The organism is Archangium violaceum Cb vi76 (genome assembly GCF_000733295.1).
GTDB lineage: Bacteria > Myxococcota > Myxococcia > Myxococcales > Myxococcaceae > Archangium > Archangium violaceum.
On sequence record NZ_JPMI01000014.1, the window covers coordinates 1 to 25,539 of the forward strand.

Below are 25,539 nucleotides of genomic sequence, written 5' to 3' on the forward strand. Positions count from 1 at the left end.
CCCGAAAACATCGCGGTGCCAGTGACAGGCCCTCCGCTGCTGAGCGCACAGCGGCTGGTGGAATATCTACAAGAGGAGACAGGCCTCGAGTTTCCCCCTGGTGCGATCAGCATCTTCCTTGAGGAGCGGCATGGGACCGTCCAGGCGCTGCAGCAAGCCATACAGGCGCTTTGGCGCGGGCAGTACAATCATGCGCTGGTGATAGCCTGTGACTCTCTGGTTGATCCCTGGCGTGCAGAGCGCATGCTACGTGCCAGACGGGTCAAGACCACGGACAATCCTGTCGGCTTCATGCCGGGTGAGGCCAGCGTCGCCGTGCTTCTGGAACGACCGGACGTGGTGCGCACCCGGGGTGAGGATCCTACGACAGTGCTGTTCGAGCCAGTCACGGCGTTCGAGCCCAACAATCATGCCGCGAGACGGCACTCGACCGGACTGATGCTGGCGGAGGTCATCACGGGCGCGTTGGAGCGCTCCGGCGCGAGTGAACTGCCGCAGGGCAGCATCTACCTCGATATCAACGGTGAGCACTACCGGGCCAATGAGTGGGGAACCGCCCTGGTGCGCGCCAGGGGGCGCTGCCAGATCGACTCGTGGTCCCAGCAACTCCCGGCAGCGAGCTTCGGAGAGACAGGGACGGCCTTCCCTCTCCTCTCCCTTGGCTTGGCCGCGCGTGCCTTCGCCCGCGGCTATGGCCGGGGCCACCATGCCCTGATCCTGGCCGCCGATTATCACGGGCAACGAGCCGGGATGGTCCTGAAGCACAGCGTGCGAGTGCGTTGACGCACTGGAGGAGCGTGCATGAGTGTCTTGAAACACATCAAGAAGGAAAACAAGAAGCGCAAGTCCATCCTTCACGCGACGTCGAACTACCAGAAGAACTGCGCCAGTGGCTTCCAGAAGAAGGAGTATTCGCAAATCCACCATATCCTCTGTCTGCAGTCCATTGCCTCCCGGGCTGAACAATACAAGCCGGGGCTCAAGGACTACATCGAGGCCTGCCTCTGGGTCACTCCCTGGGATATCAATAACCCAGACAATCTGATGGGATTGCCGCTGAACAAGCAGTATCGGAAATCGGACGGCAAGGAGCCCAAGAACCTTCCCTCGCACCAGATCGATCACAACACGCGGGGAGGTTATCGGGAAGAGGTCTCCGCCTACCTCAAGGACAACGTGTGGAGCACGCTCACCGCCAAGAAGAAGGTCCACGACGTCGACGTGAAAAAATTGAAGGACGAACTTGAGTCCGCGAGCAACACATTTCGTACGCGGCTCGAGAAGCGCGGGCTGCGTGGTCCCCAAACGAAGCTTGGCTGGCAGAACCGTTTCGAACCTACCTACGCGAAGACGTGGCATCTCCCTTTCTCCATGGCACGGATTCCCAGTCCGCGCTCTCCGGGAATATCCCTGAAAAAGCTGGTCAACGTATTCAAGAAGCTAAAGTAAAGGAGTTCATCCATGAGCAAGCTGCCGCTGATTTGGGAGTGGGATGTAGGGGAGAGCTTCTGCGTTCTGACGTCGCTCCAGAACGTTGAGGACGAGTACGAACTCGCCAAAGGGGTGCCGAGGGCCAAGGGGTTCCCAGCGAACGCCTGCTTTCACATGGACCCCAAGTTCAAGAAGTTCGTTGCCCTGGCTGACAATATCAGCAACCTCGGCAGGATCATCGTCGTCTCCAAGCCGCTCAAGGAACTCATCGAGAGCTGGAAGCCGCGCGAGGTGGAATACCTTCAGGTCTCCATCATCAATCACAAGAAGAAGGTGGCGAGCGACGAATACTTCATCGTGAACCCGCTGCGGGTCGTCGATTGCATCGACAAGGATAAATCAGACATCACGTGGAACAAGATCGACTCGGAGAAGATAAGCGCTTGCGAGCAATTGGTGCTCAAGCCCCGAGCAATCAATAGCGAGTTCCCACTGTTCCGGCTCAGGCATTTCGAGCATGCTGTCATGGTTGATCGCAAGCTGGCGCAGGCGATCCTCGACGAAGGCTTCACCGGGGCTCGCTTCGAGGAAGTGGACGAGTTCGTACGCTGAGGCAGATGCCCGCAGGTGGGGTGGAGCGTGGTACCCAGGGAGGGGCCCGTGAAGTTGAGCCTGATAGAGAAGCGGATACTCGACCAACTCAAGGAACATCTCTCGGTCATCGCCGCCGGACACCCGGTCGCGAAGATTGGTGAGTCCTACGAGGAGACCGAGCTGTGTTTCCAGGCGATCGCCTGTTGCAAGATTCTCGGCTCAGTCGACAAAGCAAGTTTTCAGCGGTACCTCTTCTGGTCCGGACTTACCCGTCGCTACTTCCTTCATCGCAGCCAGGGGGAGGGAAGCTCGGGAAACTTCCGCTGCGCGAGGAGCCGCAGTGAGGGCTTCTTCTGCGCGGTTGCGGCGGGAGACATCCCACTGGCTCTGGAGATCGGTGCGCTCTCGCCAATGGACTGGGTGCAGAAGGGCGAATACGAGGATGACTTCATCTACCACTTGTTCCTCTTCCTCGTGCTCAGCGGTGCTGATGCTGCCAAACGCAAGGACACCCTGGAGCGTTTCGAGAGAGTCCTGGAGGGGGAATCGTCCACGCGTTTCGCGGTCTGCCAAGCCCTGATGACCGGGGCTGCGGACACCTTCGCCGAGGCATTCCGCGAGCTCTGTGAACAGCATGCAGCCGAGCAGCTTGAGGAGCGAGCCCGATTTGCCGACGTCCGCACTTTCGAGCCTCGCAGCCGTATCTTCACGGAGGGCTTCGCGCTCATGAGGATCGCGGAGAGCACCGGTCTCCGTCTCCCCAAGCACCCTTATGCCCTATGTCCTGAGGTCGGCCGCGTTGGTCCGCTCCACCGTCGACCGGATGATCTCTTCGCGGAGATGGCAAACATCCAGTGAAGTAGGGCCAGCCCAGGAGCGGTCCGCTGGAGGGCAGGGCCCGGTGGCGGGCTTGCCCCGGTTCCGTTGCTCTCCCGCGATTCGTGTGGTTCAGCGGCAGCGAACTGGCGAGCCCCGCTCGTGTGGCCATCACCTGGCGTTCGGCAAGGGCATCCACTTCTGCGTCGGCGCCCCGCTGGCGAAGCTGGAAGGGCGGATCGCCTTCGAGCAGTTGCTGCGGCGCTTGCCCGGCCTGCGGCTGCGGACGGACGAAGCCCCGGTCTTCCGGCCCTACTTCATGCTGCGCGGCTTCGAGCACCTCCCCATCGCCTGGGACGTCCAGGACACGTAGGGACCCCCCGCGCCTACAAGATCCACCCGTCTGTGCCGCAGACATAGGTGGCGCTGGAGGCGACGGCCGACTCCGTCCCCGCGCTGTCGCGCACCTTGAACCGCAGCCGCACCTGATGGGTGGGCATACCTGGAGAGGGCGCATGGCAGACGAGCTTCCTCGTCCAGGAACTACCCTGTTGCCAGACGAAGGGAATTCCGTCGATCTCCTGCTGCCAGAAGGGGGTCAGGGTACCGGCTCCGCCGCTGGCGCTGCCAACGCACTGCGCGAACGGCAACGCCGTGCCGCAGGAGACGGACGCAAGGGGGATACAGGCCTCGCTGACGGATTGGGAGAAGGACCTCGCGCCGTCGACGCACACGGTGCTGTTGTTCTGGCTGTCGATGACCATCGCGTAGGCACGCACCTCCAGGCGATGCGCGCCACAGGCAATGCCCCCCGCGCTGAAGTACCAGGTTCCGGAGGGACCGGTGCGCGTCTCATGGCTGCGCAGGCTCCCATCGACGTAGTACTCCATCCTCACCGCGTTGGCCGAGGTGGACACGGCCCAGTTTCCGCTCGCGGCCATCACCCCCTCGTACGAGCTCGCGCCCTGGAGGCTCAGCGAGGTGACGCTCAACCCCGCACAGAGTGCCCCCTCCAGGGTGTCCACGGGCTCGGCGGCCGCTGGCGGCCTCTCCTCGAGGGGACCTCCACAACCCACCAGCAAAAACACACCGGAGCACCAGAGAGAAAGAGTTCGGCGAAGCGTATCGGGCATGGTCGGCCCTCCATGAACGGGGTTGGGTTGAAGCGTCCGCCTGGGAATGGAGGGGACGCGCTCACGGCTTGCGGACACCGCCGTCCGGACGGACGCCACCGGGCTGGCAGCACGCGCCATCCTCCACGGCGGGAACAGCAAACCGCCAAGGCAGATTACACTCACAGACAAGGGAAGTACACTGGAGCACGAGCGAGCCGAATGAACACATGGCTCGCGCGGGGAGCGGCAGCGGAGAAGCGTCACGCGGCCGCCCCTGCCCCGCGCGAGCTCCCCACCGGCTCGCCGTCCGAGCAGAACTCCTGGAGCCGGGAAGAAGAAGACCCTCACACCGGGTGTGTGCCGTCGCGGCGGCGCTGACGCGCCAGGAAGGGCGCGGTAGCATCGGCCCCGGAACGCCCCCCTCCCCAGGAGAAGAAGCGCCGTGGCCGAGTTGCTGAAGGGAAACGTATTGCTGGTGGACGACGACCCCGCCGTGGCCAAGGTGCTCGGTGCGCTGCTGGGCCAGGCGGGACTCACCGTGCATACGGCGTCCAATGGCCAGGAGGCGCTCACCCTGCTGGGCCGCAAGCCCATCGACGTGGTGGTGAGCGACGTGCGCATGCCTGGCATGAGCGGCATGGAGCTGCTGGCCGAGGTGGGGCGCTCCTGGCCGGACATCCCCGTCATCCTCCTCACCGCGCACGGCACCGTGCCGCTGGCCGTGGAGGCCATGAAGGCCGGCGCGGCGGACTTCGCCCTCAAGCCGTTCGACCGGGAGGAGATCCTCTTCAGCATCCGCAAGGCCCTGCTGCGCGCGCAGCAGCAGGAAGGGGCGCGCCCGCTGGTGAAGGAGACCAGCTCCTTCGTGGGCGGCAGCACCGCCATGGCCGAGGTGCAGGCGATGCTGACGCGGGCCGCCTCGGGCACGGCCACGGTGCTGCTGCGCGGCGAGTCCGGCACGGGCAAGGAGCTGGCCGCCAAGGCGGTGCACGACGCCAGCCCCCGGCGCGGCGGGCCCTTCGTGAAGCTGCACTGCGCGGCCCTGCCGGACACGCTGCTGGAGAGCGAGCTGTTCGGCTACGAGAAGGGCGCCTTCACCGGCGCGGCCACCCGCAAGCCCGGCCGCGTGGAGCTGGCCAACGGGGGCACCCTCTTCCTGGATGAGATTGGGGACATCACCCCCCAGGTGCAGGTGAAGCTGCTGCGGCTGCTGCAGGAGCGCGAGTTCGAGCGGCTCGGCGGCACGCAGACGCTGAAGGTGGACGTGCGCTTCGTGGCGGCCACGCACCGCAACCTCGAGGAGATGGTGCGCAAGGTCGAGTTCCGCGAGGACCTCTTCTACCGGCTCAACGTGGTGCCGGTGTGGCTGCCCCCGCTGCGCGCCCGGCCCGAGGACATCGAGCCGCTCGTGCGCCACTTCCTCGACGTACACGCGAAGGCCAACGGCCGGCCCCCCTTCACGCTGACGCCGGACGGGCTCGAGGCCCTGCGCGCCCAGCCGTGGCCCGGCAACGTGCGCCAGCTCCAGAACTTCATCGAGCGCCTGGTGGTGCTCTCCGACGGCCCCATCCTCACCGGGGACGAGGTGCGGCGCGAGGTGGCACGGCAGCCGGGCATCGTCCCCGTGGCTCCGACGCCCGCTCCCGCGAGCCCCTTCCCGAACGCCCCGGCCATGCCCGCGCCGGGCGGTGCTGGCAGTGAGGGACGCACCCTGGAGTCGCAGCGCAAGGACATGGAGCGGCAGGCCCTGGTGGATGCCCTCGACCGTGCCGGGGACAACCGCACGTTGGCCGCGCGTCTGCTCGGCATCAGCCGGCGCACCCTCTACAACAAGCTCGAGGAGCACGGGCTGGTGTAGGGGTTGCCAGGGCCTACCGGCGCGCGACCAGCCGGCGCATGAAGACGGGGGCGACGAGGAAGATGAGCAGGAGCCGCCCCACCTGCACGGCGACCACCAGGGACAGGGTGGCGTGGGTCCCGAGGGCGATGGCGAGCACCGAGTCAGCCCCACCGGGCGACGTGGCGAAGTAGGTGGTGAGCAGATCCACGCCGCCCACGGAGGACCAGAGCCAGGCGAGCAGCAGGCACCCGCCCACCATGGCCAGCGCGGCCCCGAGGGCGCCCAGTGCCACGCGCTTGAGCTCGTGCACGGCCGCCTCATCGAAGTGGCTGCCCACGCGCGTCCCGAGCGCCCACAGCGACACGAGCAGCACGCCCGGAGGCCACGCGCCCACCGGGATGCCCAGGGCCGTGAGGGGAATGCCCAGCAGGAGCGGCCCGAGGAAGCCCCCCGCGGGCAGCTTCAGCCACGTCCCCGCGGCGCCTCCGATGATGGCGACGAGGGCCGTGGTGCCCCACGCCACCAGGGGAGAAGGAGCGCCGGGCAGCGAAGCGACGGTGGCCACCTGCGTATCCGGCACGGTGCCCGACCACCGGCCCACGGCCGCCGCCACGACGATGACCACGCCCAGGCGCAGGTACTGGAAGAGCGTCACCAGTCGCGAGTCGGCACCGAGTTCCTCGCTCAGGGCCACCATGGCCGAGGCCCCTCCCGGCATCAGCCCGAGGGTGGCGGTGCGGACATCCACGCCGCCCAGCCGGGCGAAGACGAGCGCCACCGCCTGGCCGATGGCCACCACTCCCACCACGTTGACGAGCGCGACGAGCCAGTTCTCCGCGAGCGCGCTCCACGCGGAGGGCTGGAAGGAGGAGCAGAGGGCGGCGCCCAGTATGGCCTGCGCGGCCAGCAGCAGCGGCCGGGGCACGGGAACGTGGACGGACAAGGAGAGGGCGGCCACGAGCGACACCAGCATGCCGCCGAGGAGCGCCCCGGCGGGCACATGGGTCCACTCGCCCAGGGCGGCGCCCAGCAGCGTCGCCGCCGTCACCGCCCACACGCGCGAGTCCTTCGCCATGAGAGTCTCCCTACCCCAACCCCATCGGGATGGGCATAGTCTGGGCGGCGCATGAGTATGGATGAGCATGTCTTGGAGAAGCTCGGCTGGGGGCCCCCCTTCCAGGAGGCCTGGCGTTCCCGCGCGAGCGATGTCGAGGAGCCGGCGCGCATCGGCGCCGACTACGGCGTGGAGTACGTGCTCTATTCGGCGCGAGGAGACATGCGGGCCACCATCCCGGGGCGGCTGCGCATGGCCATCCGCAAGGGACAGTCCGTGCGCCCGGTCGTCGGGGACTGGGTCACCTTCGAGCCTCGCCTCCAGGAGGGCACCACTGTCATCCAGGCGGTGCTGCCCCGGCGCACCCAGCTCGCCCGCAAGGCCGCCGGCCGGGCGGATGAAGAGCAGGTGGTGGCCGCCAACGTGGACGTGGTCTTCCTCGTCTCCGCGCTGACGAGGGATTTGAACCCGCGGCGGCTCGAGCGCTACCTGGCGGTCGCCGGAGACAGCGGGGCCCAGCCCGTGCTGGTGCTCACCAAAGCGGACCTGTGCGAGGACGTGGCGGCCGCCCGCGAGCGCATCGCCGCCCTGGCTCCGGACGTCCCGCTGCACACCGTCAGCAGCGTCACTGGAGAGGGGATTGAGGCGCTCTGGCAGTACATCGGCGGCAACCGGACGGTGGCGCTCATCGGCTCGTCGGGCGTGGGCAAGTCCACCCTCATCAACCGGCTGGTGGGCGCCGCGCGCATGGAGGTGGGCGCGGTGCGCGAGGACGACAAGGGCCGGCACACCACCACCCACCGCGAGCTGTTCGTGCTGCCGCAGGGAGGCCTCGTCATCGACACGCCGGGCATGCGTGAGCTCGGGCTGATGGAGAGCGAGGAGGGCCTGCGCACCGCCTTCACCGACATCGAGGAGCTGTCGGCCGGGTGCCGCTTCAACGACTGCCGCCACGAGAAGGAGCCGGGGTGCGCCGTCCGCGAGGCGCTCCGGAGCGGACAGCTCGCCCCGGAGCGCCTGGAGAACTTCCGCAAGCTCGTCCAGGAGACCACGCGCTCCTTCAACGACTCCCAGAAGAGGCGCGGCCGGTAGGTGTCACCTCCCGGGTGGAACTCATCCATCACCCGTTCTCCCGCCCGCGCCCTGGACGTGCCGGGCCCGTGGCTCCTGGGAGTGGAGCACCTCGGTGGCCAGGCGCAGCGCGGCCCAGGCCTGCACCACCAGCAGGGTGGACAGCACGAGCAGCACCACGAGCAGGAAGGGGCCTCGCTGTCTCTCGGGGAGCTGGCGAAGACCACTGTGGAAGAACAGCCAGGCGAACAGGAGCGAGAAGCCGAGTGAGCCTCCAGCGAGCGCCGTGAGGAAACGCTCGGGGGGCGCGGCGTGGATGACGAGCGAGCCAGCGACGATGAGGGCCACCGCGCTGGTCCTCGTGTTCCGGGAGGCGAGGACCTTCACGAGCTGCGCATGAGAATGGGTGGACATGGCGCCCTCCTTTGCGTCGACTTCGCGTCGACGGAGAAGACCGGGACGTGACCGCGCGCACTCCTGCCCGGGCTCCGGCTCATGGGGAGAGCGAAGCGGGCGAGGTGCACCTCGGGCGGAGGAGCCCGACGGGCATGGGCCGGATGGGACAAGGGAGATGGGAGAGCTGGTGGCCACCCCGCCGCGAGCTTCAGCGGCAGCGCGGCGGAGTGGCCCGGCCAGCCCGGGGCATTCCGGGGATGAACGCCCCGTTGCCCTGGAGCATGAGGTACCGGACAAGCCACGCGCACAGCCGGGCGTGGGCAGGTCTCACGGTCTCCTCTCGCTGCTCGAAATACATGACGCTGGGCCACCCTCTGGAAGTGGAGTCTTCCGGGAAGACAGACACCCGGGCCGTCATTTGTGAGCACGGCATGCCCCTGCCCGCTCTCCCAGGTGCGGACCCGTCCGGGCTCAGTGCAGCGGACGGGAATGGCCGGAGTCCCTCACCGCCTCGGCCAGGGGCGGCCCCGGTCCCCGTCACTCCTCCCGGAACCACTCCGCCGGAATACCGAGCGCCGCGAGGATCCGCTCGGGAGAGCGCTCGCCCTTGATGTCGTTAACAACAGGGAAGGACGGAAACCCATCAGGCGGGTGCGCGAACTGTCCGATGCACTCCCCTCCCTGAAGCATGTAGACAATAAAAACATCCAGACTTGGAGAGGCAATCACTCCATAGGCGGTCGCATTTGGAAGTTGCTCCGATAGGGTGATGTCAGCGAAGCCGATGTTGCCTGTTCCGCTGGAGACGCGGAGCCCTCGCGGTGTGTCCTCGAATCGATAGTGTTCCGGAGGCAATGGATCGCCGGCCTCCTCCAGCACACGTGGTGCCTCCTGCGCCCGGACTCCTTCCACCAATGCGACATGCCGCAACGGCTTTCTCGCGGCTCGATCCGACGTCTTCTCGCTTCCTGGAAGCGGACACCCAAGGGACCTCGCCAGGCCTTCTGGGCCCACCTCCAGAACCTCGAGTGCACCGTTCCGCCATGACATGACGGCCCACGGATCGTTGGCGCGCTCGATCGAGTACACGGTCTCATCACATTCGAGCGACAGGGCCTCGGCGATTTGCATCTCGGCGCCCACGTAGCTGGCCTCCGTGCTCACGATGGCCTGGTAACGGCCACTGCCCACGATGACCTCGAAGGGCTGCTCTTTTCCGTCCTCTTCGTCCTCTTCCGTCATCACGATGGTCCGCGCACGGCGCTCCAGCCATGCGGGCTCGCCTGGAGCCAGGATCGCCCAGAGAGGCCACCGGCTCATGGCGCACCTCCGGACAAGTCCTCCGGCAGATTGAACGCCGTGCGCAGTTGCTTCGTCTTCTCCAAAATCTTCGCCTCCTCCACCTGAATGAGCTTTGTGCCCGGTGCGTTCTCCGCGAGGAAGACATTCAGCTTGACTCTGGTTGGACCGCTCAATTTGTCTGTGCTGACGAGGAACGGTTCCCCTCGGGGTGCCTTTGCCGCATCCGCGAGTTGGTCGAGCAGGTGCTGGAGTTGCTCCATCAGCCTCTCCTGCTGCTCGTCGAGCCTGGCGCCGTCCTGCCTCGCCAGCCAGGTGTCGAGCGCCTTGCGCCACCGGTTTTCGTTCCAACCTTTTACCTCCACCCCATGTTGAAGCCTCGACCCCGTCATCGCCGTCAGCACGTTGTCCATGACATGCCCGTCTTTCGTTTTCACCTGCCGCCCGATCAGCCGGAAGCCCGGGAAGAGATTCCGCGCACTGCGCTCTGTCAGCAACTCCGCCGCGATGCCTCGGAGTTGCTCTCGCGCCTGCCGTTGCACCTTCAAATCCCCCGGTTCCGCCGCTGCCCGTCGGAACAGTCTCCAAGCCGTCTTCTCGTTCCTGGCCATGAAGTTGAGTTCCTCCGTGGGCAGACCCGTCGAGCGCAGCCAGCCCAGGTCCACGCTGCCCCTGCGCGCCTTTCCCGCCAGCTCAGCCACGGCCTCGGCTTCCAGTTCCGGGTGACTGACGAGCCACTCGGCCTCTTTCAGGAAGGCAAGCGGGTCCGCCAGGCTCGGTGCTCCTGAGCGCCTCAGCAGCTGCGCCAGCACCGGCCTGGCCGCACCGCGGGCGGAGGCGAGCAGCGATTCCACCGCGGCGAGATACGCCTGGGCCTTGTCCGCTGGGAGGGCCGCCGCGCGCCGTGCCACCGCGTTGTAGGCGAGCGCCATCTCCTGGCTCTCCGCCGCCAGCAGATTCAGCGCTTCCAGCGTCTTCTCGGCCTCCTGGGCCGCGAGCCCCGCGCCGCGAATGCCACCGAGGGCCCGTGCCGCGGCCATCTCCCCCCGTATGGCGAAGAAGGCCTGCTTGAAGGCCTCGGCCCCACCAGGGAAGGGAAACCGCAGTCCTTCCGGTGTCGCGACGGCCTTTCCCTCGGCGAGCATCCGCTCCAACGTCTTCGCCAAGGCCTGGATGGACTCCACTGACTCGCGCAGTCCAGCCGAGGCCCGAGCGCCGGACTGGCTCAACACCCGCCCTCCCCGGTGCACCAGCTCGCGCAGGATGCCCGACGTGGCGAGCTTGGAGATGTCCCTCCCGGCCAGCCCCAGCATGGCCAGGTCATGCACCGCGAGGAATGCCCGTCCTTCAGGCGTGCGGGACAGCTCGTCACGGTAGCTATCCACCATCGCCAGCGTCGTCACCAGGGACATGCGGCCGAGGAACTGGCCCACCGCCGTCCGCTGCGCCGCCGCCCTCGTGCCGTCTCGCGCGGCGGTGGCCGTCATCCCCGCCAGCAACGGCGCCCGGGCCAGGGCGGACACGGCGCCGTACACCATGTGCAGCTCACCGATGCGGCCCAACGCCGCCCAGAAGAGCGAGGTGTCCGGCAGGGAGGCGAGCAGGGCCAGCTCCATGGCCGTCATGAGGTGGGTGCGAGGCTGAGGCCCGTGGACTTCCACGCGCACCCACTCCAGCGGGTGCAGGGCTCGGCTGCGTGTGGCCGGTTCCGTCGAGGAGAGGTAGCGCGCCTGGAATTCATGCCGCACCGCCTCGAAGTACAGGGCCACCCGCTTGGAGGCCCCCGCGACCTCCCCCGGCAGAGCGGGCTCGGCTCCCAGACGTACTCCCTGCTTCATGTCCCACACCTCCGGCGCCACCAGCTTCGTGGACACCAGCCCGGCAGGCACGTTCAACAGGTGCGTCGTCTCGCCCTCGCGCCCCAGGTGGAAGGTGGGCAGGGACTCCAGCGAGCCGAGCACGAGGGGAAACGAGGCCAGCGCCTTCTGCGTGAAGGCCCGTCCCAGCAGCACCTTGTCCGGCGCGTTGCTGCCCAGCAGCTTGTCCAGCACCCCGCTGGAGGTGAGCTGGCGCTCCAGGGCGGGAAACTCGTGGGCCGGCATGGACAGCACCACCCGCCCCAACATGTGGACGGCCTCCCCCTCCAGACCCGAAGTGGCTTCGGGCCCCGTGAGCACGGTGTCGAAGACTCCCCGGCGCTCCTCCGGCGTGAGCAGGGAGAGCACGTCATGGTCCAACCCGAAGAGGGGCTGGGGCGCTTCGGGTGTGGCCCTGGCCAGGGCCGTGGTGAGAATCGCCCGCCGCAGGGCCGCCACTTCGCCCGTGCCGCTGCCGGACCCCAGCTGCCAGTCTCCCGGGCGGATGAGCATGATGCCTGGGTAGTACCAGTAGAAGTGGCCCCGGGGGTGCTCGAGAGGCTCGGGAGCACCGGCGGCGAGACGGAAGTCGGCGCTGTAACCACGCCAGCGCCCATCCTCCCCGGGAATGAGGATGCGCGGGCCGTTGGAGGCGAGGTTGCGCAGCCGGACCTCCGCGCGCTCCAGGGAAGCGTCCTCGGTGAGCAACTCCAGCAGGTCCACCTGGACGCTGTCGCCGTCCGGGAAATAGAAACGGCCCACCACATCCCCCGGTTGGAGGGCGGGCGAGCCATCCGTGACGTGGTAGCCCGTCTTCCAGCGCAGGGAGCGCAGGGCGATGGCCTTGCGCAAGGGCTCGGAGGCCTCGCCCAGGAAGCGCCAGTCGCGGGCCGGGGTGTCCCCCAGGTGAGAACGCAGTGGCTCGTCCCGCCAGGGGGCGAGCACCTCGAGGTAGCGGTCGAAGTAGCTCTGCCCGGTGCCGTCCAGGATGTCCGAGCGCTGGGACCAGCGCAGGCCCCTCTCCACGAGCGCGGCGGCCCTGGCCTTGTCGAGGGAGGGCACCGAGAGCTGGGAGCGGGTCCACGCAGTGTCCGCCATCAGTTGCGCGTCCAGGGCCCCGCGCATGGCGTCAAGCAACCCGGGCAGGAGCGCTTTTGGCTGGAGCACGCGCACGCAGACGCGTGGCCCGCCCCCGGTGACAGGTGGAGCCATGGGGTGTTCGAAGGCGAAGGCGTCCCCAGCGGACGCATCCCCGAAAAGGCGCGAGGCGAGCTCCTCTCGTGAGGCGTGGCCGGGAACCCAGAGCAGCTCGGGCCGCGCAGGGTCCACCTGGACAGGGAGCGGAGCCCGTTGGGGCGAGAGAAAGGCCAGCGCGCCGTCCTCGTCCTCCGGTGCGTCCTCCCACTCGGGCTCGGACAGCTCGTCCTCCAGCCACTCTGGAGGGATGTCCTCCAAGGGTGGGAGGCGCCAGGTGCGCACCAGGGCGGGCTTGCCGGTGTGGAACCACCAGTCCCACGCATAGGTGAGGGTGAGCAGCTCTCCGGCGCCCACTCCCTCCGGGACGTCTACCTCCACCTCCTCCCGCCCGGATTCGCGGTTGACGACCCGTGGCAGGGCCTCGGGCGGGTAGTCCCCGAGCGGGTCCACGTGCAGCAACTGCTCCTCGTCAAAACGAAGCGCACCCGCGGCGATGACTTCCCGCGCCTGCCATCACCACCAGGCGCCCCGCGTCCACCACCCGCAGGGAGAGCACGCCCCCGCGCCAATCCTCCAGACGAGGGCCGAGCGCTACGTCCGGAGGATGCGCTTTGACCGAGAGCGGCACCTTCACCCGGCGCAACTCCTCGCCAGCCGCGCTCATGCTGACCACCAGGCAGCTCGCAACCAGGAGGGCCTGGAAGACTCTGGCCCAATGAGGCCGGGGCAGCGAGCATGTGCCGAGGCTGTCCCCGTCAGGACGCTTCCGGGTGACGAGCGCGTAGTCCTTCTCCATGCCGGGTGCCCCTCGAAACGACAACCGCCTGGGAAGATGGCCCGTGGTCCTACGTGTTACCGGGCCCCCATCCTGCTCGCCCTCACTCGCCCAGGTCGATGGAGAGACTGTCGCTCCTGGCGGGAGTCCAGATGTGGTCCTTGTCCACGAGCTTGTCCATCCTGCGCATGGTGCCGAGTGCAGTCTGGACACGCTGGGGGAGGTTCAGTTTCGATGCCACCGTCTTGCGCCAGTCCACGTAGTAGTCCGGCTTCGGCCAGCAGTTAGGGGTCGGCCGGGGATGACAGAGACCCTGGTTCTGGAAGCTCCTCTTGGGCGGTTTTCCGACGATGTTCCGGAAATGGTGCCGGGCCTTGACGGCCGCGTCCCGCAGGCATCCTTGTTTCGGGCTCAGAGTGCCCCAACCGCCGATCATGGCCGCGTAGGGGCCGTTCGCCTCCAGCTTGCGTAGTTCGGCATGACGTTCAGCGTGGAAGAGCGAGTCCCAGGGGGGCGTGTTGTTCGTGAGGGCGTTCACACGCGAGCAGAGCTTGTTGCTGTCCACCTCGCAGACATCGGAGAGGTTCACGACGACAGCGCGACAACAATCGAGCGCATCCATGAGCAGGACGGTCTGCGCTTGCGTGGCATCGGGGATCGTCGGCAGCCAGACGGCCTGCCTGGGGATCTGACACGCGTGGGTGACAATGCGGATGTGGTTCTCGGCATCGGCCGGATTCCTCGGTTCACTGGCGCCGGGATTCATGAGGAAGAGCAGCAGCGTCCGGCCGTTCGGCCCGGTGTCGCAGAATTCAAGGACGAGCTGGCTGCGGCATAGCTGTCTTCCCTCTCCACTCGCGGGGTCAAGTTGGAGCAGGAGCGCGTGCCCCGCGAAAACACCTGCTGGCCGACGCACTCGTTGACGTCAATGAGTGACGGGCTCACCGGCGCTGCGGGCTCAGTGCAGCGGACGGGAATGGCCGGAGTCCCTCACCGCCTCGGCCAGGGACTCGAGCTCCGCCTCGAAGTCCTCGATGAGCTCGCGCGGCTCTGGCACCAGGCCCTCATCCACCGCCACGCCCAGCGTCACATGGCCCGCGTAGCTGAAGATGCTCAGGCCCACGCCCAGCCGCGCCGCCATGGGCACCCAGAACATCACCCCCCCGAGCCGCGCCCCCGCCAGGTACACCGGCCGCTTCGGCCCCGGCACGTTCGTCAGCACCACCGAGGCCTTCTTCCGGATGATGTCCACCGCCATCCGCTCCACCGGCGCCGGCGCCAGCCCCGCCGCGGACAGCATGCCGAACACCACCGCCGCCTCCGGCGAGCGCTTCAGCTTGTCCATCCTCCGCTTCAGCTCCCACAGCCGGTCCACCGGATCCACCAGCCCCAGCGGCAACGGCAGGAACACCACCCCGAAGCGGTTGCCCAGCGCTCGTGGAATGGGCTCCCTCGGCGAGCGCAGGTTCACCGGCACCACCGCCCGCACGTCCTCGGGCGGCTGTCCCCGCGCGTCCATGTAGCGGCGCAGCATGCCCGCCACCACCGCCATCACCACGTCGTTCACCGTGCTGCCCGTGCCGTGGCCTATCTCCCTCACCTTCCCCACCGGCACCGGCCGGGACCAGGCCACCTGCTTCACCCGGCCCAGCTCCCCCGTGAAGGGCGAGGGCGGATCATTCATCAGCGTCAGCACCCGGCTCAGCGCCGAGGCCCCCCGCGCCCCCTCCACCGCCAGGTCCATGAGCTGGATGGGCTCGGCCAGCAGCTCCGCGCCCCGCTTCCACGCCGCCCGCGTCGAGCCCACCACCGTCCTCGCGCCCCGCAGCAGCCGGCCCAGCGTCCCCGGAGGCTCCTCCTCCACCGTCTCGAAGTATGCGGCCCGCCCGCCGCTCCCATCCGCGTGCTCGTCCGTCAGCGACAGCAGCACCCGCGCCAGCGAGATGCCATCCGCGATGCAGTGGTGCACCCGCATCAGCAGCGCGCACCCCTCCTCGTACCCCTGGATGACGTGCATCTCCCAGAGCGGGCGGGAGAAATCCAGCGGCGTGCTCATGGACTCGCCCACCATCCGCTCCAGCTCGGCCCGGTCTCCGGGAGGCCGCAGCTTCGTGCGCCGCAGGTGCGCCTCCAGGCGGAAGCCCGGGTCGTCCTCCCAGCGCACCGTCCCCAGCAGCCCTCCCGTCACCACCCGCTGCCGGAAGCGTGGATAGCGCTCCACCAGCCGCTCGCGCACCACCTGCGTCAGCCGCTCCCAGTCCAGCGGCTCGTCGAACCAGAGCACCGCCGTGATGACCATGAGGCTGGTGGGCTCCTCCATCTGGAGCCACGACGCATCGGAAGGGTGCATCCGCTCGGACATAGACGCCTACTCTGCCTGCTGTTCCTCTGTCTGTCGCCGGAACTGGAACGTCTGCTGCGAGGGCGTCTTCGCGGTGAGGACGAGCGTGTCCCCCGCCACCTCATACGTGTACGTGGACGGCTGGAACTTCCCCTTGGACAGGCCGATGACGCGCGGCTTGCCGCACACCGGCCCCACCGCCTGCCCGGACTTCGTCCGCAGCTCCACGACGTCGTCCTTCTCGTTCACCTGGAAGGCGCCCCAGGAGCGGATCTCCAGCGCATTGCCCCGGCCCAGCGTGGCGTCCTCCAGCTTCATCCGCATGAGGAAACACCCCCCGGGCGTCACCACCAGCGAGCGCGCGTAGTCCGGGCGAGGCTTCGCGTCCGTGTTCTCCTGTCCGACGATGCGCGCCTTCTCCTCGGGGCGGATGCTCGCCGCCTCCAGGGACCAGCGGCCCACCACCTCCTTGGGCACCGTCCCCGCCCCCACCGAGGCGTCCGCGCACGGGTCCGGAATCTCCTTCTCGGGGCTGGGCGGCGCGGGCTCGAAGGTGCGCCCGCACTGCTTGCCACACACGCGTGACACGCAGTCCGAGTCATCCGGGCCGCAGCCGGACTTCGCGGCGCACCGCGCGAGCGCCCCCAGCGCCTTCTCACAGCCCTCGGCCAGGCACCGGTCCACACACGACACATCGATGCATTGCGCCACACACACCCAGTTGGCCGAGCCGCAACGGCCGGCCAGGGTGCGCGCCCCGCCCTGGGCCCCCGAGCCCCCGGGGGCCTGTGCACCAGCGGACGAGGTCAACAACAGGGCGAGGACGACGGAACCGAAGACACGCAGGCGGGTACCCTCACAGGAAGCTCCACCGCCATGTGGTGATGTCCGACAGCTCCGGCAACGACATCTCCAGGCGGATCGTCTCGTAACGGGCAAAGTCCCGCGGATCCGTCCGCAGCAGGAGCACCGGAGTACACGCCTGCCGGCGCTCGGGGAAGGTGTCGAAGGACAGCTCGGAGTCGAAGCGGGCCCGGTAGAAGAGGCACAGGCCGTCCACGCGGCCCTCGTGCACCACCGGCCGCTCCAGGCGCAGGCGGTGGGGCAACGAGCCCGCCCGCAGCGTCTCCAGGTCCAGCGCGAAGGCCGGCTCCGGGTGGCACAGCAGCCGCTCCACGTCCTGCGGCCGGACGAAGCGGGTGAAGTACGCGGGGCTCAGCGTGTCCCGCAGCACCTGCATGCAGCTGAAGTCCACGTCCGGCAGGCGCTGGTTCCAGATGAAGGGCAGGCGCGCCTCCTCGCGCAGTTGCACCGGCTCGAGGAAGACCTCGAAGCGGTTGGGGAGGATGCGGCCGCCATTCACCAGCAGCCTGTCTCTCAGGCCCAGCAACTTCGGAATCAGCCCCGCGTCGAAGAGCGCGTCCCCGAGCTGCTCGTGCAGCAGCACGTCCACCCGCTCCGCGGGGCGGAAGCGCGAGCTGTCCTTGCGCACGAACGCGATGTCCGACAGCCCGTTGCGCCGGGCCACCCAGCGCGCCGTGTCCAGGTTGCGCGAGGCATCCACCGCGTACAGCTTGCGCGGGCCGCGTTTCGAGGCGAGCAGGGCCCGTAAGCCGGTGCCCGTGCCCACGTCCACCACCACCTGGCCCGGCTTCACGTAGCGCTCGATGGCGCGCTGGTACGCCTCCACGCGCTCGACGTCCACCAGCCCCGAGTCACGGGGCGTCGGGCTGGACAACTCCGGCGCCTCCACGAGCATGTTGCGCAACGTCCCCATCAACGGCAGGTGGCGCAGCCTCGACTGCAGGTCACCCCAGGCCTGACGCGGCAGGTCTCTCAGGTTCGCCATATTTCCCCCCAGGCGCATGGCGCCGGTTTCCGGCCCTTACAGCAGGAAACTCCTGAATACATGGAAGGCAGGGCACTGGAAAAGGGCCGGCGCCGCCGCTGTCCCGCTCAAGACGGAGAGACTTTTCGCGGATGAACACTCGCGACTTTCCCGGGGTGTCTCCGTTCTCCCTTTCGAGAACCCCACACTCGAAGCACCCACAGGTCATCCATGCGCGCCCCTCGCCCCCTGGGTCTGTTCCTCCTGGCCTCGTTCATCGGAGCGGGAACGGAAGCCCACGCCGCTCCCGAGTCCGCCTCGCCCGCCACGGAGCGGCCGCTGCGGCTCCTCCTCACCAGCGACGACGGCATCAACGGGTCCGGGCTGCGCCTGCTGCGCGACACGCTGTGCGCCGCCGGCCACCAGGTGACCGTCGTGGCGCCCGCCACCGACCGCAGCGGCAGCAGCGGCGCGCTCAGCCTCAACGTGTACCTCCGGGCCACGCGCTCCGAGTTCTCGTGCGGCGGCACGACCCGTGAAGCCTGGGCCGTCACGGGCATGCCCTCCGACTCCGTGCTCTTCGGCCTGTCGGCGGTGCTGGGGGACGTGCCTCCGGACCTGGTCATCTCGGGCATGAACTCCGGCCAGAACGTGGGGCGCGCGGTGAACCACTCGGGCACCGTCGGCGCGGCCGTCACCGCCGCGGAGGAGGGAGTGCCCGCCATGGCCGTGAGCATCTCCATCCACATGCAGGACGCGAGCACGGGCTTCTCGCAGACCGGCGCGGCGGCGCCCCATGCCGCGGCCTTCGTCAGGGAGCTGATCGCCCAGCTGCGAGACACGGCGCGGCCTGGAGAGCCGCTGCTGCCCGACCGTGTCGCCCTCAACGTCAACTACCCCGTCGTGCTCGATGCCGAGGGGAAGTTCGATCCGGCGCTCGTGCAGTCTCCGCGCGTGACGTCCGTGGGGCACGGTGAAGTGGTCCGCGCGCGCTACTACCCGGTCGACGCGAACGGCATCTACCTCGCCGCGGGGCACATCTGCGGGCTCGACATCCAGTGCGCCCCCGAGACCGAGAGGGACGCCGACACCACGGCGTTGGAGCAGGGTGCCATCTCCATCACGCCGCTCTCCGTGGACGGCTCGGCGCGTCCGGGCCAGGGCTGGCTGAAGTCGCGGTTGCGCCGCCCGTGACTCAGAAGCGGCCCAGCACCTTCAGCTTCAACATCCCCTCGAGGGGCTGGGTGTAATCGGCGGCATCATAGCCGCGCATCCGCATGTGCAGCTCGGCCTCGGGCCGGGTGCGGAAGATGGCCCAGGGCTTCTCGGAGATCGTCGCGACCGTGTAGAGCATCATCCGCGGGATGGGGCCGGGGATGGCGCACACCACCTCCGTCGTCCGCTCCGCCAGCTCACGGTCGAGCTCCTTGAACGCGCTCGCGTAACCGATGCGCGCGTTCACCATGCCGGTGCCATCGTGGAAGAAGCAGAAGGTGCCCGGCTGGTTCTTGAGCAGCTGGCGGATCTGATCGCACAGCGCCTTGCCGTTGAATTCATCGCCATGCTCGGGATGCTTGATGAACACCAGGCAGCTTGCCAGCGGCGGAGCCTTGAGGCTCTCCAGGGCCGCTCGTGTCATGGACGCGCGGTGGGTGACATGAAGACCTGGCTTGGGTGGCACGGGCATGACGGCTCGATTCTATCCACAGGAACGACATTCCTCGGAGCGGCTCTCGCGGCAAGAGCGTTCACCTTGCTTCATGGCGCGCTTCAGACGGAAAGATGTGCCTCCAACACGCACTGAATTCCGGCGTGCTCGGGGAGTGCGGGGAGCCAGGTGGCGGCGCCCCGTGTCCCCGAGACCTGGCGCGTCCGCTGCACACTGCGCTACTCGCCACGATGATCTTCCTCCCCAAGGCCCCGGGGATGTGCTGCGCTACGCGCGTTTCGTCCGGCTCGCGGCACGGTGACGCGAGACGGGTCTCCGGTGGGGAGGCGCCATGAGCAGGAAGAAGCACAGGGGTGAGGACACCTGGGCGCTCATCCGCGAGAGCCTCGATGACTTCAGGCCCGCGCAGCTCGCGGCCCGCCTCCGGGAGTACCTCGCCCCACGTCTCGCCTCCGGCCCCCGCCACGCCGACGAACGCTCGCGCCGCGCGCTCCTCGAGGGCGTGGACGCCCTGCTCTCCGAGCACGCCGGGGCCTGGTACACCCACGGCTTCCACGGAGACCTCCCCCAGGGCGCGCCGTCCGAGCCGGGCGTGGAGGGACACATCGAGCGCATCCTCTCCACGCTCGGCGTGGCGCACGAGTGGCTGTGCACGCTCGACACGTACTTCCGCTCCGTGGCGCTGCCGCCGGACGACGAGGATCGCGCGGCCGTGCTGTCGGACGCGGTGCGGCGGGTCCTCGAGCTCACCTCGGAGGCCCATGGCGAAGAGGAGGCCTGGCCCCCCCATGCCCACCTGGGCCTGGGCTGGCTGTTGGAGTCACAAGGCATCCGCCGGACCGAGCGCCTGGAGCAGGCCCTGCACGAGGCCCTGGCGGACTTCACCCGCGCGGCGCCATCTCCCGAGGAGGCCCGCCGGGCAGCGGACACCATCGCCCTGGCGGCGGTGAAGGAGGAGTCCGCCGGGCGCTACCGGGACGAAGGCGTCTCCTGAGCGCGAGGACTCACGCCGGCTGGATGCCGAGCCGCTCGTCCCGGCGCCGCAGCCAGGCGACGAGGGGCAGGGACAGCAGCACCATCCACGCCTTGCCCACCACCTGCCCCGCGAGGAAGTCGAGACGGCCGAAGGCGAGCTGGAGGAAGAGGAGGCTGTCCACGACGAGGCCCACGAGGCTGCTGGCGAGCACGGCCAGCACGAGGCCGCGCCGCTGCAGGGGCGTGTAGACGGCGAAGTCGGCCAGCTCGGAGATGGCGAAGGCGGCGCTCGAGGCGACGACGAGCGGCGGAGGGGCGAGCACGGCCGACAGCAGCGCGCCCAGGGCGATGGCCAGCAGCGTCCAGCCCTTGCCCAGGCGGCGCTGCACCAGGTCGCGCAGCACGAAGGCGATGCCCACGACGAGGACGCCGCTGGGGGCGAGCAGGCCCGGGCCCACGGGCAGCAGGCAGGGCCCGTTGTCCGGGCACACCACGCCCACATGGCCAATCATCCAGTTGGACAGCGGAATCGAGGCCCCGAAACCCGCCAGATAGATGAACCCCTCGACTCGACGCTGCTCCATTGCCGCCTCCACCGGGGCGGGCGGAATAGCACGTTTCCTGGGGGCTGTCAGAATGGGGCCATGCCCGCTTTCGACAGGGCCAGCTTCGATGATTCGCGCTGGCCCCTGCTGCACCTCTGGTTCCCGGGAACGCTTCCCGCCCATGGGCAGGAGGAGTGTCTCGACACCTTGGCTGGCTACCTGGGACGCGGGGAGCGGTTCTTCCTCCTCGTGGACCTGAGCCGGATCGGCCTGGTGCCCATCGAGCAGCGATGGCGCCAGGTGGAGTGGTTCGAGCAGCACGAAGTCGCCCTGCGAGGGCTCGTGGTGGGCACGGCCATCATCCTCGTGTCGCCCATCGTCCGGCTGTCGCTCAGCGCCATCCTGTTCTTCAAACCGCTGCCCGTTCCACTGGCCACCTTCCCGCACCTGACGGCCGCGGAGGCCTGGGCGGCCGAGCGCCTCCAGGAGGCGGGGCTCACCCAGGCCGGCAAGGACTGAACGGCCGAGGCGCGCTACATCATCGGCGCCGTGGACTCGAGCTCCTGGGTCTCCAGCAGGCCCGTCTGCTTGAGCAGGGGCTGGGTGCTGGGAGCGCGGCCGCGGAACTCCTGGAATACCTCCAGCGGGTGGCGGCTGCCACCGAGCGCGAGCACCGTGTCACGGAAGCGCCGGCCGGTACGGGACAGCGCCTGCGCGTCGGACAGCCCGGCCTCCTCGAAGGCGGAGAAGGCATCCGCGGAGAGCACCTCGGCCCACTTGTAGCTGTAGTAGCCCGCGGCGTAACCGCCCGCGAAGATGTGGGAGAAGGAGCAGAGGAAGCGGTCCTCCGGCAGGGGCGTGAGGACGGTGTTCTCCCGGGCCACGCGCTTCTGCGTCTCGAGGAATCCGGCCTGCCCGTCACCACCGGGCTGGTAGCGGTGGTGCAGCTCCAGGTCCAGCGTGGCGAAGTACACCTGGCGCAGGGACATGGAGGCGGCGCGGTAGATGCGGCCGGCGCGAATCTTGTCCTGCAGGGACTTGGGCAGCGGCTCGCCGGTGTCCACGTGGCGGGCGAGCCGGGAGAGCGTCTCCTCGTGGAAGCACCAGTTCTCCATGAACTGGCTGGGCAGCTCCACGGCGTCCCACTCGATGTTGTTGAGACCGGCGGCCTCGGGGAAGTCCACGCGGGTGAGCATGTGCTGCAGGCCGTGGCCGAACTCGTGGAAGAGCGTCTCCACCTCGCGGAAGGTGAGGAGCGCGGGCTGTTTGCCCACGGGCGGCGTGTTGTTGCAGACGAGGTAGGCCACCGGCAGCCGCAGGCTCCCGTCCGGCTTGCGCTTGCGGTCGAGCACGTTGTTCATCCACGCCCCGCCGCGCTTGGTGGCCGGGCGGCTGTAGGGGTCCAGATAGAAGGCGGCGATGTCCTTGCCGGACTCGTCGGCCACGCGGAAGAACTGGACGCTCGGGTCCCACACGGGGACCTCGCCGTTGGCGGCACGCACGGAGATGCCGAAGAGCCGCTTCGCGGTGTCGAACAGACCCTCCAGCACACGGGGGAGCGCGAAGTACGGCCGGAGCTCCTCGTCGGTATAGGCGTAGCGCTCCTCGCGCAGACGCTCGGCCCAGAAGGGCACGTCCCACAGCTTCAGCTCGAGCGAGGCATTGCCCGTCTTGCGGCGGGCGTACTCGGTGAGCTCGGTGTTCTCGGCGCGGGCGCGCGAGCGGGAGGCGTCACGCAGCTCACCGAGCAGCTTCTCGACGGCCTGCACGCCGGGCGCCATCTTGGCCGCGAGGCTCACCTCGGCGTACGAGGAGTAGCCGAGCAGGCGGGCCTTCTCCTTGCGAAGGAAGAGGATGCGCTCGATGAGGGGGCCGTTGTCCGAGTCTCCGGAGGAGGCGCGGGTGACGAAGGCGCGGTAGAGCTTCTCGCGCAGCTCCGGGCGGCGCGAGTGCTCGAGGAAGGGCACGTAGCTGGGGGCATCGAGGGTGATGCGCCAGGGACCCTTCTCGGGGGTGGGCTCGGGGGCTCCCTCGGGCAGGTCCTGCATCGCCATCTGGGCGGCCATGGCGAGCGCGCTGGGAGGCAGGCCCTCCACCTCCTCGGGCCGGGTGAGCGTCATGGACCAGGCCTTGTTGGAGTCGATGACGTTGTTGGTGAAGCGGGTGGACAGCTCGGCCGACTCGCGCTCGATGTCCTGGAAACGCTCGCGGGCCTCGCCCTCCAGGCCCACGCCGGACAGCTCGGCATCGCGGATGGAGGCGTCGATGACACGGTGCTGGGCGGGGTCGAGCTTCTTCCAGTCCGGCCCCTCGCGCAGGGCCTTGAGTGCCCGGTAGAGGGGAATGCTCTGCCCGATGCGCATGAAGGTCTCGACGACGTCGCCCTCGACGGCGGAGTGGGCCTGGCGCAGCTCCGGGCTGTTCTGCACGCTCATGAGGTGGTTCACGACGCCCCACGCGAAGCCGAGCGGCTCGGTGATGGCGGACAGGCGCTCCACCGAGCCCTCCCACGTGGGCTGGACGTCGCGCTCGAGCGCATCGAGGTCGGCGTTCAGGCGCGTCAGCAGCTCGCGGATGGCCGGCTCGACATGCTCGGAGCGGATGCGGTCGAACTTCGGGAGTCCTTCGTTCTGAAGCAGCGGATTGTCGGCAATGGTCGCAGTCATCACCCGCTGACGTTAGGGCAGGCGCTGGCGATTGGCAGCAATCACGAAGGGGATGCCCGGCGGGCAGTCAGGGAGTGCACGTCCCCTGCCCCCTGGAGGCCCAACGGGAGGTTGGAGGGGAACAGACAGGGCCCGGGACTTCACCTTGACAGGGCTCGGGGGCCACTGCACTCACGGGGGACCATGCTCTCCCTCGTGCTCGCGGCCTCGCTCGCCGCCGCCCCCGCGCCCCGCGCCGCCAACTCCTCGGGAACCATCGTCCATATTCCACGGCTGGACGCGATCCAGGGTGTCACCGCCTTCCTGGACCGGGCGGGACAGCATGCCGCCTTGTTGCGGCCCATCGTCTGGTATGCGGAGCTCCACCCCTGGCTCTCGCTGGACCCCAGCCAGCCGGAGGCCCTCGCTGGCGTGGGCATCGACCCCTCCGGCCCCATGACCGTCTCGCTGCGCGCCAATGGCCGCATCTCCTGCACGCGGTTGAAGGACCCGAAGCTCTTCCAGGAGAAGGCCGCCGGGGTGCTGGTCTCCGGGAGCGGCAAGACGGAGGTGAAGCCCACGACCTCGGGGGGAGTCACCACGGTGAGCATCCCACGCGAGTCCGGTGGACATGCGGGCTATGCGCTCAAGGGCCAGGAGGCGTGCGCCTTCGCGACGACGGGCGGGGGCTACGCCGATGATGGGCAGGGAGCGGCGATGGTGAAGGAAGCCTCACGGCTGGTGGGCAAGGCCCCCAAGCCTGACGCGCGGTTGGGGCAGCTTCCTGGAAGCGTCTACGTGCTCCTGCCCGGGCGCGGCATGGTGGTGGGCATGGAGGGCAGCGCCACCGGGCTGAGGCTGGAGGGGACGGCCACGCAGCTTCCGCTGCCGCCCTTCCAGACGACGGGGACGAGCCCCTACGGAATGATGAAGCCCGAGGGGATGCTCTTCTCGCGGGCGAAGGTGGCGCCGGCCGGGGTGGGCCAGGCGGTGGGCAGCGTGCGAGCACTCGTCCAGCGGGCATGCCCCGCGTGTCCTCCGGCCGGGGTGTCCTCGGTGGCCCAGGCGGTGTCCGAGCGCCTCACCGGCAACGTGCTGGTGGTGGTGGACAGCGTGAGGTCGCGTCCCAACCTGCGCACGCCCGAGGGCCGCTTCTTCGCCCCGCGTCAGGCGGTCGCCGCCGAGGTGACGGATGCGGCGGCGATGAAGGCCGCGCTCGCTCCGGTGGCGAAGTTCCCCGGCGCGAAGGCACTGGAGGACGGGTACGCGCTGGACGTGAAGGGAGGCACCCTCTTCGTCCGGCTCAAGGGCAAGCAGCTCGTGATGGGCAATGACGAGGCGGTGGTCCAATCGCTCCTGGGGGCGGTGCCGCGGACAGGCGCGAAGCTGCCGCACGCGGTGGACTTCACCGTGGACCCGAAGCGGCTGGCGAGCGGGTTGAACCAGGTGTCACTGATGGACGTCGTCTCCGACCAGCAGCTCGCGGGCCTCTTCACCGTGGGGCTGGAACTGGGGCCACTGCTGGCCCGGAGCGAGCGCATCTCCGGCTGGCTCGACAGCACCGGCGGGGCCCACCGGTTCTCCACCCTCTGGACGCTGCCCGCCGCGCCTTGAGGATTGCGCCGGAACGCGCACCACTGCGCCTTTTTCACGGGCGAGCCCTATCTACTCAGGGTCAAGTGCCCAGGTTCCTTCCTCCCACCGCTTCAACGCTTCTTCAGACTCAAACGCGACCACCCCCTCTCCCTTGGCCGCTTCCTCCAAAATCGCTTTGGCTTCCGCTGTCCGGTAGCGCAGGAGGAAAGCAGCTGCCGTGGTCCTCACGTCCATATTGGGGTGTGTGAACAGCGTGGCGAGCGCATTTCGCCCGGCATCACCGTGAGCACGTAGTTTCTTGAACGCGGCAATGTACCGGTCCGCGTGCTTGTTGCCAGTCCTGGCGTCTCCTCGGAAGATGGCATCGGTCTGCGCGGTCACGTTCCGCGCGAACTCCTCGACAAGTTCTTCGAACTCGTTCACCAAATCCCCGTCTTACGTCCTCGATGGTTCGACAGCACACCGATTCTCCGCCATCCGAATGCTACCCACTGCG

General features: G+C 68.6%; 24 protein-coding genes and 1 pseudogene. 11 read left to right on the plus strand and 14 right to left on the minus strand.

The window, feature by feature from the left end:
• The 5 genes and pseudogenes from Q664_RS58800 to Q664_RS60475 form a co-directional block, all read left to right on the plus strand.
• A pseudogene (locus Q664_RS58800) lies at positions 1-783 on the plus strand (hypothetical protein); the annotation flags it as partial.
• A gap of 18 nt (positions 784-801) precedes the next feature.
• A complete protein-coding gene (locus tag Q664_RS02920; protein WP_043389656.1) occupies positions 802-1,449 on the plus strand; it encodes an AHH domain-containing protein in 648 nt (215 codons plus the stop codon).
• A 12-nt stretch (positions 1,450-1,461) separates the two neighbouring features.
• A complete protein-coding gene (locus Q664_RS02925; protein ID WP_043389658.1) occupies positions 1,462-2,043 on the plus strand; it encodes an imm11 family protein in 582 nt (193 codons plus the stop codon).
• A gap of 48 nt (positions 2,044-2,091) precedes the next feature.
• Positions 2,092-2,883 carry an immunity 49 family protein gene (locus Q664_RS51500; protein ID WP_052517600.1) on the plus strand — a complete coding sequence of 264 codons (792 nt, stop codon included), beginning with the start codon at positions 2,092-2,094 and terminating at the stop codon, positions 2,881-2,883.
• A gap of 85 nt (positions 2,884-2,968) precedes the next feature.
• Positions 2,969-3,214: a cytochrome P450 gene (locus Q664_RS60475; RefSeq protein WP_160174318.1), complete on the plus strand. Its 246-nt coding sequence runs from the start codon at positions 2,969-2,971 to the stop codon at positions 3,212-3,214.
• A 13-nt stretch (positions 3,215-3,227) separates the two neighbouring features.
• On the opposite strand, the gene Q664_RS02940 is transcribed toward Q664_RS60475, so the two are convergent.
• Positions 3,228-3,974, minus strand: a complete 747-nt coding sequence (locus tag Q664_RS02940; protein ID WP_043389660.1) for a hypothetical protein — start codon at positions 3,972-3,974, stop codon at positions 3,228-3,230.
• Between the two features lie 424 nt (positions 3,975-4,398).
• Here Q664_RS02940 and Q664_RS02945 point away from each other — a divergent pair, with 424 nt between their 5' ends.
• Positions 4,399-5,814 (plus strand): sigma-54-dependent transcriptional regulator, encoded by a 1,416-nt coding sequence (locus Q664_RS02945; protein ID WP_043389661.1) that lies wholly within the window; start codon positions 4,399-4,401, stop codon positions 5,812-5,814.
• A 13-nt stretch (positions 5,815-5,827) separates the two neighbouring features.
• Here Q664_RS02945 and Q664_RS02950 read toward each other — a convergent pair whose 3' ends face one another.
• Complete coding sequence (locus Q664_RS02950; RefSeq protein ID WP_043389662.1) at positions 5,828-6,871, minus strand: AbrB family transcriptional regulator; 1,044 nt, start codon at positions 6,869-6,871, stop codon at positions 5,828-5,830.
• 57 nt (positions 6,872-6,928) lie between these two features.
• Between Q664_RS02950 and rsgA the strand changes: the two genes are divergently transcribed.
• The gene (rsgA, locus tag Q664_RS02955; protein WP_052517602.1) at positions 6,929-7,942 is read left to right on the plus strand and encodes a ribosome small subunit-dependent GTPase A; all 1,014 of its coding nucleotides are present in this window, start codon (positions 6,929-6,931) and stop codon (positions 7,940-7,942) included.
• A gap of 21 nt (positions 7,943-7,963) precedes the next feature.
• Here the strand turns inward: rsgA and Q664_RS02960 are convergent, their stop codons facing one another.
• The 8 genes from Q664_RS02960 to Q664_RS03000 form a co-directional block, all read right to left on the minus strand.
• Complete coding sequence (locus Q664_RS02960) at positions 7,964-8,335, minus strand: hypothetical protein (RefSeq protein WP_043389664.1); 372 nt, start codon at positions 8,333-8,335, stop codon at positions 7,964-7,966.
• A 519-nt stretch (positions 8,336-8,854) separates the two neighbouring features.
• Positions 8,855-9,562: a hypothetical protein gene (locus Q664_RS02970; RefSeq protein ID WP_160174319.1), complete on the minus strand. Its 708-nt coding sequence runs from the start codon at positions 9,560-9,562 to the stop codon at positions 8,855-8,857.
• A gap of 71 nt (positions 9,563-9,633) precedes the next feature.
• Positions 9,634-13,119, minus strand: a complete 3,486-nt coding sequence (locus tag Q664_RS02975) for a hypothetical protein (RefSeq protein ID WP_160174320.1) — start codon at positions 13,117-13,119, stop codon at positions 9,634-9,636.
• Between the two features lie 19 nt (positions 13,120-13,138).
• The gene (locus tag Q664_RS57275; RefSeq protein ID WP_152621880.1) at positions 13,139-13,333 is read right to left on the minus strand and encodes a hypothetical protein; all 195 of its coding nucleotides are present in this window, start codon (positions 13,331-13,333) and stop codon (positions 13,139-13,141) included.
• Positions 13,334-13,547: 214 nt separating this feature from the next.
• Positions 13,548-14,210 (minus strand): hypothetical protein, encoded by a 663-nt coding sequence (locus Q664_RS02985; RefSeq protein WP_043389670.1) that lies wholly within the window; start codon positions 14,208-14,210, stop codon positions 13,548-13,550.
• 192 nt (positions 14,211-14,402) lie between these two features.
• Positions 14,403-15,806, minus strand: coding sequence for a WS/DGAT/MGAT family O-acyltransferase (locus Q664_RS02990; RefSeq protein WP_043389672.1), 1,404 nt, complete (start codon positions 15,804-15,806; stop codon positions 14,403-14,405).
• Between the two features lie 6 nt (positions 15,807-15,812).
• Positions 15,813-16,598, minus strand: coding sequence for a hypothetical protein (locus tag Q664_RS02995; protein WP_235216529.1), 786 nt, complete (start codon positions 16,596-16,598; stop codon positions 15,813-15,815).
• A 43-nt stretch (positions 16,599-16,641) separates the two neighbouring features.
• A complete protein-coding gene (locus Q664_RS03000; RefSeq protein ID WP_043389676.1) occupies positions 16,642-17,634 on the minus strand; it encodes a 50S ribosomal protein L11 methyltransferase in 993 nt (330 codons plus the stop codon).
• Positions 17,635-17,844: 210 nt separating this feature from the next.
• Between Q664_RS03000 and surE the strand changes: the two genes are divergently transcribed.
• Positions 17,845-18,807, plus strand: coding sequence for a 5'/3'-nucleotidase SurE (gene surE / locus Q664_RS03005; RefSeq protein ID WP_043389678.1), 963 nt, complete (start codon positions 17,845-17,847; stop codon positions 18,805-18,807).
• A 1-nt stretch (position 18,808) separates the two neighbouring features.
• On the opposite strand, the gene Q664_RS03010 is transcribed toward surE, so the two are convergent.
• Positions 18,809-19,252 carry a hypothetical protein gene (locus tag Q664_RS03010; protein ID WP_160174321.1) on the minus strand — a complete coding sequence of 148 codons (444 nt, stop codon included), beginning with the start codon at positions 19,250-19,252 and terminating at the stop codon, positions 18,809-18,811.
• A 361-nt stretch (positions 19,253-19,613) separates the two neighbouring features.
• On the opposite strand from Q664_RS03010, the gene Q664_RS03015 reads away from it, so the two are divergent.
• Positions 19,614-20,276 (plus strand): hypothetical protein, encoded by a 663-nt coding sequence (locus Q664_RS03015; protein ID WP_043389683.1) that lies wholly within the window; start codon positions 19,614-19,616, stop codon positions 20,274-20,276.
• Between the two features lie 10 nt (positions 20,277-20,286).
• Here Q664_RS03015 and Q664_RS03020 read toward each other — a convergent pair whose 3' ends face one another.
• Entirely contained in the window at positions 20,287-20,841 is a 555-nt protein-coding gene (locus tag Q664_RS03020; RefSeq protein ID WP_043389684.1) for a VUT family protein, read from the minus strand.
• A 60-nt stretch (positions 20,842-20,901) separates the two neighbouring features.
• On the opposite strand from Q664_RS03020, the gene Q664_RS03025 reads away from it, so the two are divergent.
• Positions 20,902-21,321, plus strand: a complete 420-nt coding sequence (locus tag Q664_RS03025) for a hypothetical protein (protein ID WP_043389685.1) — start codon at positions 20,902-20,904, stop codon at positions 21,319-21,321.
• Between the two features lie 14 nt (positions 21,322-21,335).
• Here Q664_RS03025 and Q664_RS03030 read toward each other — a convergent pair whose 3' ends face one another.
• The gene (locus Q664_RS03030) at positions 21,336-23,468 is read right to left on the minus strand and encodes a M3 family metallopeptidase (RefSeq protein WP_043389687.1); all 2,133 of its coding nucleotides are present in this window, start codon (positions 23,466-23,468) and stop codon (positions 21,336-21,338) included.
• A gap of 183 nt (positions 23,469-23,651) precedes the next feature.
• On the opposite strand from Q664_RS03030, the gene Q664_RS03035 reads away from it, so the two are divergent.
• Positions 23,652-25,061 (plus strand): hypothetical protein, encoded by a 1,410-nt coding sequence (locus Q664_RS03035; protein ID WP_043389689.1) that lies wholly within the window; start codon positions 23,652-23,654, stop codon positions 25,059-25,061.
• Between the two features lie 51 nt (positions 25,062-25,112).
• Here the strand turns inward: Q664_RS03035 and Q664_RS03040 are convergent, their stop codons facing one another.
• The gene (locus Q664_RS03040; RefSeq protein WP_235216530.1) at positions 25,113-25,466 is read right to left on the minus strand and encodes a DUF2019 domain-containing protein; all 354 of its coding nucleotides are present in this window, start codon (positions 25,464-25,466) and stop codon (positions 25,113-25,115) included.
• Positions 25,467-25,539: the final 73 nt, after the last annotated feature.